General features: G+C 63.9%; 13 protein-coding genes. 9 read left to right on the plus strand and 4 right to left on the minus strand.

The features are described 5' to 3' along the window. Positions 1 to 194: 194 nt before the first annotated feature. Complete coding sequence (locus tag ACSBM8_RS07085; protein WP_442680938.1) at positions 195 to 1,214, plus strand: LacI family DNA-binding transcriptional regulator; 1,020 nt, start codon at positions 195 to 197, stop codon at positions 1,212 to 1,214. Positions 1,215 to 1,330: 116 nt separating this feature from the next. Next, positions 1,331 to 2,536: an MFS transporter gene (locus ACSBM8_RS07090; RefSeq protein ID WP_442681513.1), complete on the plus strand. Its 1,206-nt coding sequence runs from the start codon at positions 1,331 to 1,333 to the stop codon at positions 2,534 to 2,536. Here ACSBM8_RS07090 and nagA read toward each other — a convergent pair. Genes nagA through ACSBM8_RS07105 form a run of 3 tightly spaced genes read right to left on the minus strand, consistent with a single transcriptional unit; the run spans position 2,523 to position 5,445 of the window. Next, positions 2,523 to 3,662 (minus strand): N-acetylglucosamine-6-phosphate deacetylase, encoded by a 1,140-nt coding sequence (nagA, locus tag ACSBM8_RS07095; protein ID WP_442680939.1) that lies wholly within the window; start codon positions 3,660 to 3,662, stop codon positions 2,523 to 2,525. The two genes, ACSBM8_RS07090 and nagA, sit on opposite strands and share 14 nt — an antisense overlap. Beyond that, positions 3,662 to 4,693: an SIS domain-containing protein gene (locus ACSBM8_RS07100; protein ID WP_442680940.1), complete on the minus strand. Its 1,032-nt coding sequence runs from the start codon at positions 4,691 to 4,693 to the stop codon at positions 3,662 to 3,664. The genes nagA and ACSBM8_RS07100 overlap by 1 nt, the downstream gene beginning before the upstream one ends. 5 nt (positions 4,694 to 4,698) lie before the next feature. Next, complete coding sequence (locus ACSBM8_RS07105) at positions 4,699 to 5,445, minus strand: GntR family transcriptional regulator (protein WP_442680941.1); 747 nt, start codon at positions 5,443 to 5,445, stop codon at positions 4,699 to 4,701. A 212-nt stretch (positions 5,446 to 5,657) separates the two neighbouring features. On the opposite strand from ACSBM8_RS07105, the gene ACSBM8_RS07110 reads away from it, so the two are divergent. The 4 genes from ACSBM8_RS07110 (at position 5,658) to nagE (ending at position 14,909) form a co-directional block, all read left to right on the plus strand. Continuing rightward, positions 5,658 to 8,402 carry a TonB-dependent receptor gene (locus ACSBM8_RS07110; protein ID WP_442680942.1) on the plus strand — a complete coding sequence of 915 codons (2,745 nt, stop codon included), beginning with the start codon at positions 5,658 to 5,660 and terminating at the stop codon, positions 8,400 to 8,402. 116 nt (positions 8,403 to 8,518) lie between these two features. After that, positions 8,519 to 10,702: a family 20 glycosylhydrolase gene (locus ACSBM8_RS07115; RefSeq protein ID WP_442680943.1), complete on the plus strand. Its 2,184-nt coding sequence runs from the start codon at positions 8,519 to 8,521 to the stop codon at positions 10,700 to 10,702. Next, on the plus strand, positions 10,699 to 13,191 hold the full coding sequence (gene ptsP, locus ACSBM8_RS07120; RefSeq protein WP_442680944.1) for a phosphoenolpyruvate--protein phosphotransferase: 2,493 nt from the start codon (positions 10,699 to 10,701) through the stop codon (positions 13,189 to 13,191). The genes ACSBM8_RS07115 and ptsP overlap by 4 nt, the downstream gene beginning before the upstream one ends. Then, positions 13,188 to 14,909: an N-acetylglucosamine-specific PTS transporter subunit IIBC gene (nagE, locus tag ACSBM8_RS07125; RefSeq protein WP_442680945.1), complete on the plus strand. Its 1,722-nt coding sequence runs from the start codon at positions 13,188 to 13,190 to the stop codon at positions 14,907 to 14,909. Before ptsP ends, nagE begins: the two co-directional genes overlap by 4 nt. Here the strand turns inward: nagE and ACSBM8_RS07130 are convergent. Continuing rightward, positions 14,903 to 16,582, minus strand: a complete 1,680-nt coding sequence (locus ACSBM8_RS07130; protein ID WP_442680946.1) for a sulfotransferase — start codon at positions 16,580 to 16,582, stop codon at positions 14,903 to 14,905. The genes nagE and ACSBM8_RS07130 overlap by 7 nt on opposite strands. A 121-nt stretch (positions 16,583 to 16,703) precedes the next feature. Between ACSBM8_RS07130 and ACSBM8_RS07135 the strand changes: the two genes are divergently transcribed. The 3 genes from ACSBM8_RS07135 (at position 16,704) to ACSBM8_RS07145 (ending at position 19,258) form a co-directional block, all read left to right on the plus strand. Beyond that, a complete protein-coding gene (locus tag ACSBM8_RS07135; protein ID WP_442681514.1) occupies positions 16,704 to 17,318 on the plus strand; it encodes a TetR/AcrR family transcriptional regulator in 615 nt (204 codons plus the stop codon). A gap of 285 nt (positions 17,319 to 17,603) precedes the next feature. Then, on the plus strand, positions 17,604 to 18,005 hold the full coding sequence (locus ACSBM8_RS07140) for a hypothetical protein (RefSeq protein WP_442680947.1): 402 nt from the start codon (positions 17,604 to 17,606) through the stop codon (positions 18,003 to 18,005). Next, a complete protein-coding gene (locus ACSBM8_RS07145; protein WP_442680948.1) occupies positions 18,002 to 19,258 on the plus strand; it encodes an efflux RND transporter periplasmic adaptor subunit in 1,257 nt (418 codons plus the stop codon). The genes ACSBM8_RS07140 and ACSBM8_RS07145 overlap by 4 nt, the downstream gene beginning before the upstream one ends. The last annotated feature ends 17 nt before the right edge of the window (positions 19,259 to 19,275 follow it).

Consider the following 19,275-nt stretch of genomic DNA (forward strand, 5'->3'; position numbering starts at 1 on the left):
CGGACCGCCGCGATACCAACAAGACCGCGATCAGAACTGATCACCGCCCCGCCAATCCTCATCCACCACCGCTTTAGCGTGCCCAGCGGTGGTGCCGACTTGTCCCTGATCCAGCGGCGGGTTACATCCGTCCTTCGCAGCGAGAATATCCCGGCCCGGTCGGATGGCGCCTGCGATTAAGGATGTGGGGCGCAATGGCGGAGGCAACAATTCGCGACGTGGCGCGACAGGCACAGCTGTCCGTCGCATCCGTATCACGGGCTCTTAACGGCCATAAGAGCGTGCGCCCGGAAACCCGGGCACGTATCGTCGCCGTCGCCAATCAGCTGGGCTATGTTCCGCATGCGGGGGCCCGCAGCCTGAGCATGGCGCGATCCAACGCGATCGGGGTGGTGCTGCCCGACCTGCATGGTGAGTTCTTCTCGGAAATCGTGCGCGGCATGGATCGGGAAGCGACCCGGAACGGCCTGCAGCTGCTCTTGTCCAACATGCATCCCGATCCCGTGCAAGCGGCGCAGGTGCTGCGCGCCATGCATGGCCGGGTCGACGGGTTGCTGATCATGTGCCCCCAGATGCAGTCCGACGAGTGGGTCGCGTCGCTCCCGCGCGGCCTGCCGACGATATTCCTCAATGCCGCCGGGGCGATCCCCGGCCGTCCTTCGCTACAGATCGACAATCGGGCAGGCGCCGCCGTGATCGCCCGGCATTTTGCCGAACTGGGTCGCCGGTCGATCGTCCATATCGCCGGACCCGAACGCAATGGCGATGCGCGGGAGCGGCGGGCGGGCTTCGAGGAAGCCATGGCCCAACATGCGCCCGATGCGCGCATTGTGGTGCTGTTCGGCGACTTCAAAGAGGAAAGCGGGCGGGCTGCTGCGGAGCAGATATTGGCGCGCGGGATCGAGGTCGACGCAGTCTTTGCGGCCAATGACATGATGGCCGTCGGCTGCCTGCAGGCGCTGAGCGCGGCGGGCGTGCGTGTGCCGGAGGACGTTGCCGTCGCCGGGTTCGACGATGTTCCCATCGCCCGCTATCTCGATCTGACGACGGCGCGGATCGGCATTGCCGACATGGGCGCCAGGGCGGTCGTGCGCCTGATCGAATGGATTGCCGGTACCAGCCAGGATGCAGCCGTGGAAATGTACACGCCGAAATTGGTGGTGCGCGCTACCACGCACAGCCCCGCTGGTAACCTTGCAGGAGTTGCGGCGTAACTTTCGCGGATCGCGCAACCGACGGCGAAACACGGCCGCTGGGATGGGGAAGGAGCCTGCTTTTCGCGAGCGGCGATTTCGCCTGCAACCTGTATTGGCAGAGCATCAGCTTCTACCTGTTATTCTTCTACACCGACACGCTCGACATGTCGGCGGCGGCGGCCGGGCTGATCGTGATGGCGGCCTCCATATGGGATGGCGTCGCCGGCCTGTTGATCGGCATTGCCGCGGATCGACGGGGCGCCCGCGCCTTTGTGCGTCTCTACGCCGTTCCGTTGGCCTTGGCCTTCGTCCTGCTCTACATGCCATTGCCGATACAGGGCGCCGGGTTGATCGCCTTCGGGCTGATCGCCAACATGCTGTTCCGCACCTTCTACGTTGCGGTGAACGTGCCGTATGCAGCCCTTACGATTGATATCGCGCCGGACAGTATCAGCCGGTCGCGGATCGCCGGCCTGCGCATGATATTTGGGGGCGTTGCCGCGCTGTTGGTGGCGACCGGCACGAAGGCGAGCGTGGATTGGGCCAGCCAGACACGCTACACCGACTGGGGCTATGCAGCGGTCGCGGCCGTGCTGGCGATCGTCGCGACCATCCTGCTGTTCGCCGTGGGCGGGATGCGCATGTCCCCACCCGTGATCAGAGCAAGGCGTCCCGATGTCGGCGCCGGCGACATCATGCTTGCCATCATTGGCAATCGCGCTTTCCTGGCCATCAATCTGGGGATTTGCGGGGCGGCCGCCGCGATGGGTGTGATCACGCGGGCCGTTCCGTATTATTTCAAATATCAGGTCGGCGACGTGGCTGCGGGATCCACCGCACTGGCCGGCATGGCGATCGCCGGAGTGGTCGCCGTCCCGATGTGGATGGCATGGGCGGCCCGCTTCGGTCATCGTGCGCAATGGCAGGCCAGTGCGGCGATCGCGGTAGCGGCCCTGACGCTCTTGCTCAGCGTGCGACCGACACATGCACTCGCTGCTCAAATGCTGTGCGCGCTCTTCTATGTCGGCGGCCAAGGCCTGTTCTTCGGCTTCTGGGCGCTGCTGCCCGATGTGGTGCAGCATGGCGCCCCGGACGGCAGCCCACGCATGGATGTGTTCCTGTTCGGTATCGCCGCGCTGCTGCAAAAAGTGGCGCAAGGCATAGCCGTGGCGGTTTTCGGGACGTTGCTGACGGCGTCGGGCTATGTCGCGCGCACCGTCCAGCCGGAAGGCGTGCTGGACCGATTGGTGATGCTGACCGCCCTGCTGCCTTTGGTCGGCATGATCGTCGCCTGGCTCGCCATGCTGGGCTTCCCGCGCTTGCGGGCTACACCGCGCTGAGTTCGCGCCCGCCGATCCAACTGCGCAGGATATTCAGATCGTCATCGACCAGGATCAGATCCGCGCGCAGGCTGGCGGCGATGGTTCCGGTCTGATCGTCGACCTTCACGAAGCGGGCAGGAACGGAAGACGCCATGGCCGTCGCATCACGCAGGCTGGCGCCTGTCTGGAGCATCAGGTTGCGCACGGCGCGCGCCATGTCGAGCGCCGACCCGGCGAGCACCCCCTGGTCGTCACGAAGAAGCCCGTCTTCCTCATGAATATGGCGACCCTGAAGGAGGAATTCGGTCTGGTCCGTGCCAACGCTGGGCATAGCGTCGGTCACCAGCATCAAACGATCCGGTCCCTTGACCCGCAACGCAATACGCACGGCGGCCGGATGGAGATGATGTCCATCAACGATAATGCCGGCGACGGTGCGATCGTCGTCCAGGGCCGCGCCGACGGCACCCGGCGCGCGGTTCATCAGTGGCGACATGGCGTTGAAGATGTGGGTGAAGCCGGTGAGGCCATGATCCACCGCCCGCACCACCGTTTCATAATCGGCATTAGTATGGCCGGCGGCCACGACCACGCCGCGCGCTGTCAGCGCCTGGATCGCGATCGGATCGACCTCCTCGGGTGCGAGCGTCACCAAGGTACGCCCAAATCGTGCGGACGACAGCAGATCGACGGCGTCCGCGCCGAACCGGCGGATCTTACCGGGATCGTGAATGCCATGCCGCGCCAGGCTGAGAAATGGTCCCTCGATGTGGATGCCGAGCACGCCGGGTACACCCGCCGTAATGGCCTGATCGACCGCCTCGATCGCGCGCGCGACAACGTCCAGATCGTCGCTGATCAGCGTGGGCAGAAAGCCGGTCGTGCCGAACCGCCGGTGCGCTGCCCCGATGATCCGGATCGTTTCGACGCTGGGATCGTCATTGAACAGAACGCCGCCGCCGCCATTGACCTGCGTGTCGATGAAGCCGGGCAGCAGCGTCTTGCCGCCCAGATCGATCCGCTCCGCGCCCGACGGCAGCTCGTGCGCCAGCGCGCTGATCCGGTCGCCCTCGACGATGACGCAGATGTCGTCACGCAGTCCGGCCGGCAGCATCACCCGCCCATTGATAAGGCCCAGCGCCATCAGACCGTTTCCGTAACCTTCGCAAGGGTCGGGGGGCGATCCGGATCATGCCCGCGTTGCACGGAAAGACTGTTCACCATTTTGTAGAAGCTTTGGGTCATCAGGATCGGCTGGATGAGCGGATCCGCGTCAAGCGTCGGAAGCGCCGTGCCGGGACCTTCGCCAAGGCCTGCGACCAGCACGGGCGCGCCGCGCTGCGTAAAAGCGCCGGCCAGCGTACGCACGCTGTCCTGCGTTCCGTCATTCTGCGCGATCAACAGGACAGGAAATTGCGGGCCGACGAGCGCCATCGGGCCGTGCCGTATCTCCGCGGCGCTGAACGCCTCGGCATGGATGCCGCAGGTCTCCTTGAACTTCAGCGCCATTTCCTGTGCCACGCCCAGACCGTGGCCACGGCCGGCGACATAAAGATGGTCGGCCTGGTTCAGGATCGGCAGGGCAGGAGACCAGTCCGCGGCCCACGCCCGATCCAGCAAATCGGGCAGGGCCAGAACCGTCGCGCGCGTCGCGGCATCCTCGCTCCATTCGGCAAGGATATGGAGGATCGCGCCCAGCGTGGCGATAAAGGATTTGGTGGCGGCAACGCTTTTCTCGGCACCGGCATCCAACGGTATCGCCACGTCCGCCAGTGCGAACAGAGGCGAATGCTCGTCATTCACCAGCGAGACGACGAATGCGCCCCGTTCCCTGGCTGCCGTGGCGGCCGCGATTAAATCGGGGCTGCGTCCTGACTGCGATATGGCGAGCAGCATGGTGCCGGTCATATCGGGGGCCGCCTCATAGACCGACGCGATCGAAGGCGAAGCGGAGCTGGTGAGGATGCCCAGCCGGGTTTCGATCAGATAGCGCGCAAAGGTCGCGGCATTGTCTGAGCTGCCGCGCGCAAGCGTGACCACGACCTGCGGCGGTTGTCGGCGCAGTCGCGCCGCCAAGGCTGCGATGCGCTCGGCATTGCTAAGATATTGCCTGCGCAGGACGGCGGCCGCCTCGTGCGCTTCGGCGAACATCAGGGTCGTTTGGGGGTCGGGCATCTGGATCAACTCGCACCCGTGCCGAATTCGGCGACATAATCATAGCTGTCGCCACGATAGAGCGAGCGGGTGAATTCCACGGTGCGGCCGTCCTGGGCATAACCACGCCGTTCGATCTCAAGCGCGGGTGCCCCCGCGTCGATCTCCAGCAATGCTGCCTGGTCCGCAGTGAACAGGATTGCGCGCAAGCGCTGCAGCACACGAACGGGCCGGGCATCGCCGAGCGCGGCATAGAGCGACTCTTCCACCGCATCGAGCGAGGCCAGGCAATCGGCGGGGACCGTGGAAATTTCCAGCGCCATCGATTGATCGTCGGCGTAGCGGGCCCGGGTAAAACGGTAGACCCGGGTGCCGGGGCTCAGCCCCAGGGCCATTGCTTCCTCGGGCGTCACCAACCCCTCCGATCGTGCCAGCCACTCGCTATGCGGATGGCGGCCACGGGCCTGCATATCTTCCGTGAACGAGGTGATCGTCGCAAAATTCTTCTCGACGCGCGTCGCGACAAACGTTCCCGCACCGTGTCGCCGGGTCAGCAATCCCGCGTCGACCAGGCCGTCCAGCGCCTTACGAACCGTAACCCGCGAAACTTCGAATGCGGTCGCCAAATCGCGCTCGGCCGGTAACGCCTCGTCCGCCGACAATATCTGTGACTCGATCGCCTGCCGCAGAACGCGCTGCAGTTGCAGATAGAGCGGAGCGCTGTCTCCAGCGGATAAGCGGCCGACCCGCTCAACGAATATGTGCTGCCCCATAGATAGCCTCTCTTGCCGCATTGCGCATACCACTACAATACCAAATTAGCACTATGCGCATTTTTGGTATTGCAATCTTGTTACCATTAGGTCCTAATCACCTGGTTATGACTGGATTCGGCTAAGAATCGATCCGGCGTCGCAGGTTTGTTGCGTATTGGTCATATATTGGCCTTGTCATCTCAGGCATGCGGCATTCGGGGAGTTTTAGCATGGTGACGGATCGTAAGGGGATTTTGACGCTTGGGGTAAGCCTGATCGCGATGTCGGTCACGACGCCGACCTGGGCGCAAAGCACAGCGACGAGCAATTCAACGCCGACCACGGAAGGCAAGGCGGCGTCCAGCGATATCGCAGGCGGCGTCGGACCGGCGCAGGAGCGCGGCAATAGCGACGGCGGCGAGATTGTCGTCACCGGCTTGCGCGCCTCGATCCAGGCGTCGCTCGATCAAAAGCGTCGCTCGGTGATGGTGAGCGAGGTCATCACGGCACAGGATATCGGCAAATTTCCGGACAAGAACGTCGCCGACTCGCTCGGTCGTCTGACCGGCGTGAATGTCGTCACCGGATCGGCCAATGCCGGTGGGTTTGGCGAAAATTCCTCCATATCCATCCGGGGTACCGATCCCTCGCTGAATCTAACTTTGCTGGACGGACACAGCGTCGCCACGGGCGACTGGTTCGTGATCGATCAGCAGAATGGCGGACGCAGCTTCGATTTCAGCCTCCTGCCGTCGGAAGTGGTCGGCAGCCTCGAAGTGTATAAAGCGAGCCAGGCCGATCTTCCGGAGGGCGGTATCGGTGGCACGGTCAACCTGCATAGCCGCAAGCCGCTCGATCTGCCGTCGGGCACGGTCACCCTTACGGGCCAGGCCGCCTATAACGACCTTGCCGACAAATGGACGCCGCAGGTTTCGGGCTTGGTCAGCTGGAAGAACCGTGAGGGGACGTTCGGCGTTCTGGGTGCCGCTTTCTACCAGAAGCGCGATTTCCGTCGCGATGGGCAGGAAATCCTGGGTTATGCATCCTACGCCAATTTCGCCGGCAGCGGGCAGACGGTTACGGCTCCCAACCTGATCGGCGCCTCCTATTTCCGCCAGCAACGCGTTCGAAAGGGCGGCCTGATCGCGCTTCAGTATAAGGGCGACAAGGTCGAAGTGAATGTGAACGGCATCTACACGCGAATGGATGCCGATAATATCAACGTCAATTCAATGGCCTGGATCAGCCGCGTCGCCGGCGCCAACTCCACGCCCGGGCCGAATAATGCCCTGACCAGCTACAAGGTCACCGACGGCTATCTGACCTCGGCAACCTTCGCCTCCAACACGACCAGCGGCGCCGCGATCCAGGGCCGGGTCCAGGACGATATTTTCCGCAAGGCATTCTCCTCGACCTGGGTCGCCAATGCCGACGTGACCTTCCACGCCACCGACAGCCTGACCATCAGCGGGGAGGGGGGGTATACCAAGGGCCTGGGCGAAACGAAGGACACGTTCGCGTGGGAAACCTATTGGGATACGGGTGTGTCCTACGCCTTTGACGGCAAAACTGCCGACGTGGCTTATGCCGGCCTGCCGACCGATCCGACCTCGCAAGCCTATCTCAACAATTATTACAGCTGGTCGTGGGGCGGGAAGATCAAGTCACCCGACAGCGAATTGTACGGCCGCGCCGACGTCGAATGGGACGCGCCGGAAAACGGCTTCCTGAAATCGGTCCGCGTGGGCGGCCGCTATACGCATCACAAAAGGTCGCTGACCTATGATGCTTATTCCTGGGCGGGCAACGGCCTCTATTCCGGCACGAAGGGTGTCGGCTTAGGGACAGTGTTCGACGGGACGCTGACACCCTCCGACTACAGTAATAAGATTAACGATTTCCCGCGTTATTCACTGGCGGATCAGGACAAGACATTGGCCGCATTGTCCACCAACGGCGGGCGCGTGTTCGATTTCTACCCGCAGGCGAGTTTTTCCGTGAAGGAGAATACCGAGGCGGTCTATGCCATGGCCAACCTGGGTAACGACAATGACTGGCGCGGCAATATCGGTGTGCGCGCCGTGCATACCCGCCAGACCTCGCTCCAATATTCGCCGACGGCACCCAACCAGAATGCGGTCACCTCTTTCTGTGCGACCTGCGGCACGGTGGAGACCAAGAACAGCTATTGGGATATCCTGCCAAGCGCCAACCTGACCTACAATATCCAGCCCGATTTGTTGCTGCGCGGGTCGGTTGCGAAGGTGATGAGCCGTCCTGGTTATGCGCAGCTAGCTGGCGCAGTAACGCTCAGCGACCTCGGTCTGACCGGAACTGCGGGGGGCAATCCCAAGCTCAAGCCCACCCGCGCCTGGCAATATAATGCCGGTGTCGAATGGTATTATGGCAAGCAGGCATTGCTGTCGGTCAACCTGTTCTACCTGGATATTCAGTCCTACATCACGTCGGCAAGCTTCACGCGCTTCTACGTGACCCAGCAACATCCCCAGGGAGCCGACTTCCTGCTGACCGGGCCGGTCAATGGCGCGGGCGGGCGCAATCAGGGTTTTGAGGTCAACTGGCAGCAACCGCTCTGGTGGGGCTTTGGCGTAATCGCGAATTACACCTATGCCGATGCGAAGGCGAAGGGCGGCGGTACGATCGACGGCAACAGCAAGCACACCTACAATCTGACCGGCTATTTCGAGAATGACCTGCTCAGCGCGCGTCTGGCCTATACTTTCCGGTCGAAATTCCGCTCCGGCGTCGATCGCGCCACGCCGATGTGGCAGGACGATTTCGGTCAGCTCGACGGATCGATCCTGCTCCATGTGACCAAACAGGTGGCGCTGACCGTGGATGCGCAGAACCTGCTGAACCGGAAGCTCTTCTACTTCGTCGGCGATCCTTCGATCCCGCGGGCTTACTATAATAACGGCCGAACCTTCTGGGTTGGCGCCAAGGTTACGTTCTGAACTATGACGGGCGTGGCGGCTGAGGTGAGACGTCGATGCGCCTGATCGTGAGTGCTACATTCGCCCTTCTGTGCGGGGCAACGGCTGTGGGCGCCGCCGTCCCTTCGGCGGCCCCCGTGTCCTTGCTGCCCCTTCCGGCGTCGATCGTTCCCGCAACGGGTTCGTTCGCGCTGGCGGGCAGCGCTCTGTCGTACGCGGGCAGCGATGCCGGCGCGCGTGCGGCTGCTGACCGGCTGAACGAACTGCTGATCCGGTCGGGTCGACCGGCGATCGCCACCGGTAAAGGCCGCCCGATCCGAATCCGGCGCGACGCTCAGGTCACGGGTGCCGAAGCCTATCGGCTTGAGATCACCCCCAGCGGCGTGACGCTGCGCGCGTCGAGCGATGCCGGGCTTTATTATGGGGCTGTCACACTGTGGCAGTTGATCCAGCGGGCGGGGCCGGAAGGGACGCTTCCGGCTATGATCATCGACGATGCGCCTGCCTTTCCGTGGCGCGGCGTGATGCTGGATTCGGTGCGCCATTTTCAGCCGGTCGCGTTCGTGAAAACGCTGATCGATCGTATGGCGATGGACAAGCTTAATGTCCTGCAATGGCATCTGACTGACGATCAGGGATGGCGGCTGCAGATCGATCGCTATCCGCGCCTCACCGAAATCGGCGCGTGGCGGCAAAATGCCGGTGCGGCGGGCGTCGATGCCGCGGGGCAGCCCGTGCGGTATGGCGGTTTCTATACGAAAGCGGACGTGCGCGACGTCGTTGCTTATGCCGCGGCGCGCCACATCACGATCGTTCCGGAGATCGAGATGCCCGGCCATGCCACGGCTGCCATCGCCGCTTATCCCGAATTGGCGTCGACCCCGCAGCCGCCGTCGCAGCCGAGCAATGATTGGGGCATCCTTCCCAATCTCTTCAACACCGACGATACCACCTTCACGTTCCTTGAAAACGTGCTGGATGAGGTGATGGCGCTCTTCCCCTCGCGCTACATTCACGTCGGCGGGGATGAGGCGACCAAGGAGCAATGGGCGGCCAATCCGCGCATTCAAGCCAAGCGAACGGCGCTCGGGCTGGCCAGCGACGATAAGCTGCAAGGCTGGTTCACCGCCCGGATCGGCGACTATCTCCAGAAACATGGCCGGCGTCTGATCGGGTGGGATGAAATCCTGTTGGGGGATGTGCCACCGTCGGCAACGATCATGTCGTGGCGCGGCATGGATGGTGCAATCACCGCGGCAAAAGCCGGGCATGACGCGGTCTTGTCTCCGGCGCCCGATCTGTATCTCGACAACCGGCAGAGCGATTCCGGCGATGAGCCGCCGGGGCGTGGCTCCGTTGTAGACTGGAAGAAACTATACGCTTTCGACGTGGCGCCGCCCGCGCTGACGGCGGATCAACGCAAGCATCTCCTGGGGCTACAGGTGAACGAGTTTACCGAACATGCCCGCACCACCGACTATGCCGAGCGAATGATCTGGCCGCGTGCGGCAATCCTGGCCGAGTTGGGCTGGTCCAAGGCGACAAACCGTGATTGGGCCAGCTTTGCGCCGCGACTGGCCGCCGAGCTCGACCGCTATCAGGTTCTCAACCTGGGCTATGATCGAACGCCGCTCATTCCCGAAGGCGACATTTCCGGCACGCCGGCGGCCGTCACCGTCGCTCTGCGTCAGCAGGCGGGCATCGGCACGATCCGCTACACGACGGACGGAAGCGCACCCATGGCGACCTCACCCGCCTATCAGGCGCCACTGACCATGCGTGGCGTGCTCACCGCCCAGGCCTTTTTCGGCGACAAGGCGATGGGTGCGCCAAAGCGTTTCACGGTCGATCCTGCCAGTCTCTTCACCCGGGCGGGATCGCAGCTGGAATTGTGCGCAAACAAACTGCCGTTGCGGTTGGAGGACGACGGCCCTGCCGGCGGGCCGCGCGCGATCTTCTGGGTGGACGTGATGCAGCCTTGCTGGCTGTGGCGGGGCGCGCCGCTCGACGGGGTGACCAGGGTGAGCGCGGTGGTCGGCAGCGTGCCGTTCAATTTCGCGATTGGCGATGCCGTCAATCACATCACTTTCCCCAAACCGGAAACAGCTGTGGGCGAACTGGAAATCCGGCAGGACGATTGTAACGGCCGCGTGATCGGGAGGTTGCCCCTGGCGCCTGCGACGGCCAATAGCGGCACGACGACGCTTCAGGGTGAGATACGCGCAGCCGGTGGGACGCATGATTTGTGCATCATGTTCGCCCAGCCAAAGCTGCAGCCGCTGTGGGTCATCGACAAGCTGACGTTGGCACCGACGGAATGACCATAATGATTGCCAGCCCGATCGCAGGCTGGGTTACGACTTTGGACGAGGTTCCCGACCCCGTATTCGCGCAGCGGATGCTCGGCGACGGCGTGGCGATCGACCCTACCGAAGGGAGGGTCGTCGCGCCCGGCGCCGGCTTCATCGTGACGCTCAACCCGTCTGGTCATGCGGTGACGATCGATCTCGACAATGGGGTGCAGCTGTTGATCCACGTCGGGATCGACACGGTCGCGCTCGGCGGTACGGCGTTCACGGCGCATGTCGCGCAAGGCGCGCGCGTCGCCGCGGGCGACACGCTGATCACTTTCGACATGGATTACCTCGCCCGCAACGCGAAAAGCCTGATCACGCCGATCCTGATCACGCGTGGCGGGAGGGTGGCGGCGCAGACCGATCGGTTGGTGGCGTGTGGCGGTGACTTGCTTCACGTCGCCGCTGAGCAAGCGAATGCGTCTGATACACTGGCGGTCGCGTCTGCCGTGCGCCGGCTGCGGCTTCCCTTGAAACATGGCCTGCACGCGCGGCCCGCCGCCCGGATCGCAGATCTGGCGCGTGGATATGACGCGCAGCTTGAGCTTCATGCGGAGGGCGGCAGGCGCGCCTCGGCCCTGAGCCCAGTCGCGATGCTTGCGCTGACCCTATCGCATGGCGCCGAACTGACGATCGAAGGAAGCGGGCCGCAGGCCGAAGACGCGGTGATCGCGGTGGCGGCCCTGATCGAGAGCGGGATGGGAGAAGCCGCGCCGATCCCGGCTGCAGTGCCGGCGCCGCCTGCGCCGGCCGAGGAGGTACCGCCACCCCAGCATGCGCCCGTTGGGCTGCTACATGGCGTGACGGGCGCGCCGGGGTTCGCAATGGCGCCGAGTTACCGTCTGGATGTGGCTCCGGTGTCCGTCGCACCTGCGGCGAGCCGCGGCGCGGCGGCGGAGAAGGCAGCGCTCGATGTCGCGCGCGCGGAAGTGCGGACGCATCTTACGACGCGCGCCGCGGTGGGAGGTCCCGCCGGGGAGGTGGCAAGCGCCCATCTTGCCTTCGTCGACGATCCTTCCTTGCTCCTCGATGCACATCGATCGATCGATCAGGGGGGCTCGGCCGGGCAGGGGTGGATGGCCGCCACCCAGGGTTTCATGACCGCACTGCAGGGCGGCGGCGATCGTTTCGCGGAACGTATCGACGATCTGCGTGACCTTGAGCGCCAGATATTGGCGGCGCTTCGCGGCGAAAGTCTGGAGCAGGATGTGCCCCGCGGCGCGATCCTGGTTGCGCGTGAGATTCTGCCGTCGCAACTCATGGGCCTCGTCGATGCCGGCGTTGCCGGTATCTGCACGGCCGAGGGTGGGCCAACGTCGCACGCCGCCATCATCGCGGCATCGATGGGAATTCCGATGCTGACCGCGCTCGGTCCATCCATCGAGGCTATCGCGAACGGTACCATTCTGATTTTGGACGCGACGAACGCTACCGTTGCCGTCGACCCGACAACAGCCGAGCAGGCCGCCGCCTCCATCAATCAGGCCCAACGCGACGAGCAGCGCAAGTTGGCCGAGGTCCGCCAATACGAGCCCGCTGTAACGATCGACGGTAAGCACATAGAAATATTTGCTAATCTGGGATCGCTTTCTGATGCCCAGGCCGCCGTTCGCGTCGGCGCCGAAGGATGCGGGCTGTTGCGCACCGAGTTTTTGTTCCTCGACCGTCCGTCCGCGCCGGACGAGGACGAGCAGCTTGCGACCTACCAAGGAATTGCGGATGCGCTCCAAGGGCGTCCGCTCATCGTCCGTACGCTCGACATTGGTGCGGACAAGCCGGCCGCCTACGTGCCGCTGCCGCACGAAGAAAATCCTGCGCTGGGCGTGCGCGGCCTTCGGCTGGGCCTTGCTCGACCAGATCTTCTGGCAACGCAGTTGCGTGCCCTCATCCGCGTTGAATCCCATGATATCAAGATCATGCTGCCGATGGTGTCCTCCTTATATGAGGTGCAGGAAGTCCAGGCGATCCTTGCCCGGGAAACGGCGGCATTGCGCCGGGCGGCGCCAATGCTCGGCATCATGGTGGAAACACCGGCCGCGGCATTGATTGCCGATACGCTTGCCGCGGAGGTCGCGTTCCTGTCGATCGGCAGCAACGATCTCAGCCAATATACGCTCGCGATGGATCGGGGGAATTCGGGCACCGCGGCCGGGCTCGATGCCCTGCATCCGGCAGTCCTGCGTCTGATCCGGGCGACGGTGGATGGGGCCAACCGTCACAATCGCTGGACCGGCGTATGCGGCGGGATGGCGGCCGATCCCCAGGCAATTGCCATCCTGGTAGGGTTGGGCGTTACCGAATTGTCGGTGCCGACCGCCGCGGTCGCGGAGACGAAGCAGATCGTGCGCCGGATCGATATGCAGGCCGCGATGCGGCTGGCGACGCAAGCCTGCGATGCGCCCGATACAGCGGCCGTCCGGCAGCTTGTTCGCAGATTCATGGAGGGCGTGGCATGAAGCTCTCGCTGGAAGCGCTGCAGCCGCTTGGGCGAGCGTTGATGCTGCCGATCGCGGTTTTGCCCATTGCCGGCTTGCTGTTGCGCCTGGGGCAGCCCGATCTGTTCGATCTGCCGTTCGTCGCGGCGGCGGGGGCTGCCGTCTTCGATAATCTCGGTCTGTTGTTCGCGGCCGGGATCGGTGCGGGCCTGGCCAAGGATGGCAATGGGGCTGCGGCGCTGGCTGGCCTGGTCTGCTTCCTCATTGCGACGCGCGGTGCGGCCACTTTGCTGCCGGTGCCGGTGGACGTGCTCGCCGGCCTTGCCGGGGATACGGCAAACCTGGCGGGAGAGGCGTATCGCGCCAAGGCGATCGCCAAATTGTCGGTGCCAGTCGGTATTCTCGCCGGGCTGATCGCAGGCGCGGCCTATAACCGTTATTCGGACATCCGATTGCCGGATTATCTGTCCTTCTTCGGCGGCCGCCGGTTCGTCCCGATCATATCGGGCCTTGGCGGGCTGATCCTCGCGGCGCTGGTCGGCTTTGGCTATGCCCCGATCGCGGCGGGTATCGATGGCCTAAGCCGTTTGGTGATCCATTCCGGCATGGTCGGCCTGTTTCTGTATGGCGTGCTCAATCGCCTGCTGATCATCACCGGGCTCCACCATATCCTGAACAATGTGGTGTGGTTCATCGTCGGCGATTTCCACGGTTCTACCGGTGATCTGAAGCGCTTCTTTGCCGGTGATCCTACCGCGGGCAGCTTCATGGCGGGCTTCTTCCCCGTGATGATGTTCGGCCTTCCCGCCGCCTGCCTCGCTATGTACCGGGCGGCCTTGCCCGAACGGCGCAAGGCCGTCGGAGGGCTGCTATTCTCCATGGCGGCCACCGCCTTTCTGACCGGCGTGACAGAGCCGATCGAGTTCACCTTCATCTTCCTGGCGCCGGTCCTTTACGCGCTTCACATGGTGCTGACCGGCGTCGCGTTCGTGATCATGGACCTGCTCGGCGTGAAGCTGGGCTTCACCTTCTCCGCGGGCGCGCTGGATTATGTGCTCAATTATTCGAAAGCGACGCGACCGTGGCTGCTGCTGCCGGTGGGTCTGGCCTATTTCGCAATTTACTATGGGATGTTCAGCTTCGCGATCCGCCGTCTCAACCTGAAGACGCCTGGTCGCGACGCCACCGTAAGCGACGAAAAAACCGTGCAGCCCGGAAGCGATCGGGGTGCCGCCTTCGTCGCGGCGCTTGGCGGATCGGCTAATCTCACCAGCATCGATGCCTGCACCACGCGGCTCCGGTTGGTCGTGGCAGATCAGGCGAAGGTCGATGAGCCAAGGCTGCTGGCGCTCGGCGCGCGCGGCCTGCTACGTCCCTCGTTAAATGGGCTACAAGTGGTGCTCGGGCCCATCGCCGATCAGGTCGCTACGGAAATGCGGGTCGCGGCCGGGCCGTTGGGTGCGCCTGCTGCGGCATTGCCTTCCGTTGATCAGGCGAATGGCGGCATTGTCGATAGTGTCGATGCGGGGCCCTGGCTGGCGGCGATTGGCGGGCGCGGCAATCTTGCCGAAGCCGGTGCCGCATCGAGCCGTATATGGCTGAAGCTGCGCGACGCAGCCTTGGTCGATCGGGGCGCACTGGCGAACCTCGGCGTTCGCGCGACGGCAGTTCCGATCGATGGGACGATCCACCTGATCGTCGGGTCGCGGGCAGGCGCAATCGCCCAATCCCTTCAATAGCCGCCGCGCGCCACGGCTTTCGCCAGGATCGGCTCGATCGCCGAAATCCGATCGGCATAATTGCGCCATCGACCGACTGCCCGGCCGTGGATCGGCTCGCGGACCTGCGCATAGCTTGGTGTTGGTGCGTGGCGGGGGCTTTTGTGAAACTCTGCCTGCGGCGGCTCGATCCGAAGCCCGATCGCCTGCATCAGCTTGGCCGTCTCCTTTTCCTGATCGATCACGAACCGCTCATACCGCACGATATAAGGGGTAAGCCCAATCACATTGTATTCACTGGTTAAATCGGAAACTTGGGCGAGATGGTGTGCCGCATCCTCCCATCGATAAGCGCAATGAAACCCATGGGTCATGTCATGCTGTAACGTCGACACGAGGACGTCTCGTGGATCACGCTGGACGGCGACGAGCGGTGCCTTCGGGAATGCCAGGCGGATCAGCGGAAGATAGACTTCGTTGAGCGGCATCTTGTCCGTAAAGAAGTCCGCGCCGGGCGCAAGCAAGCCGTAACTGCGGGCCTGTTCCATATAGAAATCATGGATTTGCTGAATAAGCCTCGCATCGTGACTTAGCCCGGATATTGCGTCTGCAACCGGAGCGCCGCGGGCACGTTCGATCAGGCGGGGTAGGGCGCCGACAAAAGGAAGCTCCCCGCCCGCCCGGATGCGCGAATGGCTGGCCAGCACCTGCTCGATCATGGTCGTGCCGGACCGAGGGAAGCCAAGGATGAAGATCGGTTGGGGATGCGATGCCGCGCGCATTCCGGCAAATGCGTCCGCTGGCTGCCGCGCCAGATCTGCCATTGCCGTGAAAAGCGAGCGAACGACCTGCGGCGCGTAGCGGTGGCCGCGTGCTTGGGCGAGCTGCGCTTTTGCGGCCACGGCATCGGTCCAGGCCTCGTCAAAGCGCTGGGCACGGTCGCGCAGCCGGGCGCGCAGCAGCAAAGGCGTGCCCGTCAGGTCCGGTACGGCATCCAGCAAGGCGAGGCCTTCGTGCCAGCGCGGCGTGCGGCTGAGCAGATGCGCCCGCTGCGCGATCACATCCCGACCCTGCCGGCGGGCGATCGCCTCCGCGCGGTCCAGCAACGTCATCGCCTCCTCAAAACGATCCTGCTGTTCCGCGAGTTCGGCGAGGTGGGCGGCGGGATGGAGCAGATCGGGCGCGGCCGCGCAGGCGGCGCGCAGCAGCGGCTCGGCCTCCTCAAGTCTGCCTTGCCGCATCAGGTTGCGCCCGAGATTGGCGAGGAGCTGGGGGTGTCGCCCGGACAGGGCGATCGCACGGCGGAGGTGCTGAGCGCCCGGGATCAACGTCTCCTGTTCCGACAGCAGGGCCCCGAGCATCGCATGCGCTTCCGCATGGCCGTCATCCACGGCGATCGCATCGCGCAACACGGCTTCCGCATCGATGACGCGACCCGCGGAAAGCAGCAACCGCGCCAGATCGCCGCGCGGCCACTGCTTCTGTGGTGCCAGCTGGACGATGCGGCGCAAAGTGGTCTCGGCGCCGGCATGATCCTGCCTCGCTTGCTGGCAGAGGAAAATGATCTCCAGCGCATCGACGTTATTTGGCCCATCACGCAGCATTTTTCGGGCCAGCGACTCGGCGCGCGCATAATCACCCGAACCGACTGCCTGGCGTGCTTGCCCTGTCAAATCTTGGTAGGGGTCGGCCATGTCTCCGTCCTAGTGCGCTGTAAGCTATGCGACCAGATTATCCTTATGAATGAGACTGGTTGGTCGCTGCGCAATCGATTGGGTGGACGATCGCCGCAATCCTCACTATATACCGCCCGGTATGGAAAGCGTTGTATCTTGTGCGACCCCCAAGGGGCGCCCCCGCGAATTCGATATTGAAGAGGCGCTGACGGCAGCCTTGCGCGTGTTTTGGCAGCGCGGCTACGAAGGCGCGTCGATGTCGGAACTGACCGCGGAAATGGGCATCGCCAAGCCGAGCCTCTACGCCGCGTTCGGCAATAAGGAAGAGCTCTTCAAGAAGGCGCTCGACCTCTACGAACGCGAAAAGATGGCATACATGGCCGAAGCTTTGAAAGAGCCGACGTCGCGCAAGATGGCGGAGCATTTGCTGACGGGTGCGCTGGAAATGCAGACCAGCAGCTGCAACCCGAAAGGATGCCTCGGCGTGATCAGCGCGGTGTCATGCGGGCAGGAGCCATCGCCGATCCGCGACAGCGTGATCGAGCGGCAGAAATCCTCGCGTAACGCGCTCATCGCTCGACTCGAAGAATATAAGCAGGAGGGTGACCTTCCCGCCGATATCGATCCCGAGGCGCTCGCACGTTACATGACAGCGGTCATGCAGGGCCTTTCGGTCCAGTCTGGAGCAGGTGCGTCTCCCAAGGAACTCAAGAGCTTAGTAGATATGGCCATGCGGACCTGGCCAGGGCGTTGACTTAGAAAAATACTAAGCGGTATAAAAAGCCGTTGACGCAACGCAACATCAGGTTATATACCGATCGGTATTAAAGTGGCGCACCTACAAGGAGCCGCGCGAATGAAGAACCCGATCAAATAACTGCCCGGCTTCGGCCAGCACCCCATCAGTACAATATCGAAGGACGTGAGCTGCGTATCCGCTCGCGCCTGAAATCTTGCGCCGCCTGTCGGGCGAACGTGGTCGCATTGGTTGCGTCTGCGTCTGCGATCGCGGCTGCCTCGAGAATAGAAGGGAATTATCATGGCCTATCTCGATCATGCATCGGCATTTGCGATTGCGGGTGCGGAAGCCGTGCCGGCGCCGTGGGCGACGCAGGATGAAGGCCGGGTCGATTTCAGTGCGCTGGAATGGACCGTCATCGCCATGTCGCGGAAGGACAGTATCGCCAGCCTCAGCGCACCCGGCGTCCTGTCGCGTGCTTTCGGGGGATTGTTCGGGCTGGGCCGCAAGTCGATGCTGGCCGATCCCAAGCTGGAAGCTCTGCGCCGGATCGCCGTTCACGCCTGGCGGCGTGGCTACACCTTGCCCGTTTCCGAGATCAAACGCTTCCTCGCAGCTGGCTTCTCCGCCGGCCAGTTCGAAACCCTGCTCGCCAGTATTGCTTCCAAGCGTCTCGAGCGTCCCCGGAGCCTGACGGCATGAATATGCTTACCCATGACATTCATGCCGATGGCGAGCCGCGATCGGCGCGATCGCGCTCCGTGCGTAACGGCAGCATTGCGGTCGTTGCGGCCCTGCTGGTCGCCGGCGGTGCATGGAAGCTGACCCACCACGCTCCCGCGGCCGCAGCGCCACCCCCGGCCAATGTGACGGTGGCGACGCCATTGTCGCGCGAGGTACGCGCGTGGGACGACTATGTCGGCCGCTTTGCCCCCAGCAAGACGGTGGAGGTGCGGCCCCGCGTCTCCGGCCAGGTTGTCGGCGTCCACTTCAAAGACGGCGACATAGTGCGCCAGGGCCAATTGCTGTTCACGATCGATCCCCGCCCCTTTGCCGCTTCGCTGGCCGAAGCGCGCGCCAACGGCGCCAGCGCGCGCAGCACTTTGGCTTTGGCGCGAGCGGACCTGGCCCGTGCCAACCGGCTTGTCGGGGATGAGGCCATCTCGGCGGGCGAAGTCGACGCGCTGAAGGCACGCGTGCAGGCGGCGCAGGCGGCGGTTGCCGCGGCCGATGCGCGGACGCGCGAACGGGCGCTGGATATGGAATTCACGCAGGTGCGTGCGCCGATTGCCGGACGTATCTCCGATCGGCGTGTCGATGCGGGCAACCAGGTCGCGGGCGGGGAGGGCACAACGGCCAGTCTCCTGACGACGATCAATGCGCTGGACCCGATCTATTTCTCGTTCGATGGATCCGAGGCGCTGTTCATCAAGGCGCAGCGTGGTCGGGCTGCCGGCAATGCCGCGTCGCCGGTCGAAATCCAGCTGCAGGATGAAGCCGGCTATCGGTGGAAGGGGAAGCTCGACTTCACCGACAATGGACTTGATCCGCGTTCCGGCACGATCCGCGGCCGCGCCGTGCTGGCCAATCCCAATTACTTCCTGACCCCCGGCATGTTCGGCAATATGCGCCTGGCAAGCGGTGGCACCCAGTCGGCGCTGCTCGTCCCGGATTCCGCGATCCAGACGGATCAAGCGCGCAAGACGTTGCTGGTGGTGGGCAAGGACGGCAAGGTTGTGGTCAAGCCGGTCCAGCTCGGTCCTGTCGTGGACGGCCTGCGCGTCGTCGCGTCCGGCATCTCGCCGAACGACAGGATCATCATCAGCGGAACACAGATGGCGTTGCCCGGCATGCCGGTCGATGCTCATCCCGGAAAGATTGCCCCCGACGCGGACGCCGGTGCGACACCGTCCGCCGCCGCCCCGGCGGCTGCCCAGGCTACCTTCGCCGGCTAAGCCGGACCAACAGGACA

Origin of the sequence: Sphingomonas sp. ASY06-1R (genome assembly GCF_052180265.1) — a bacterium.
Classification (GTDB): domain Bacteria; phylum Pseudomonadota; class Alphaproteobacteria; order Sphingomonadales; family Sphingomonadaceae; genus Sphingomonas_I.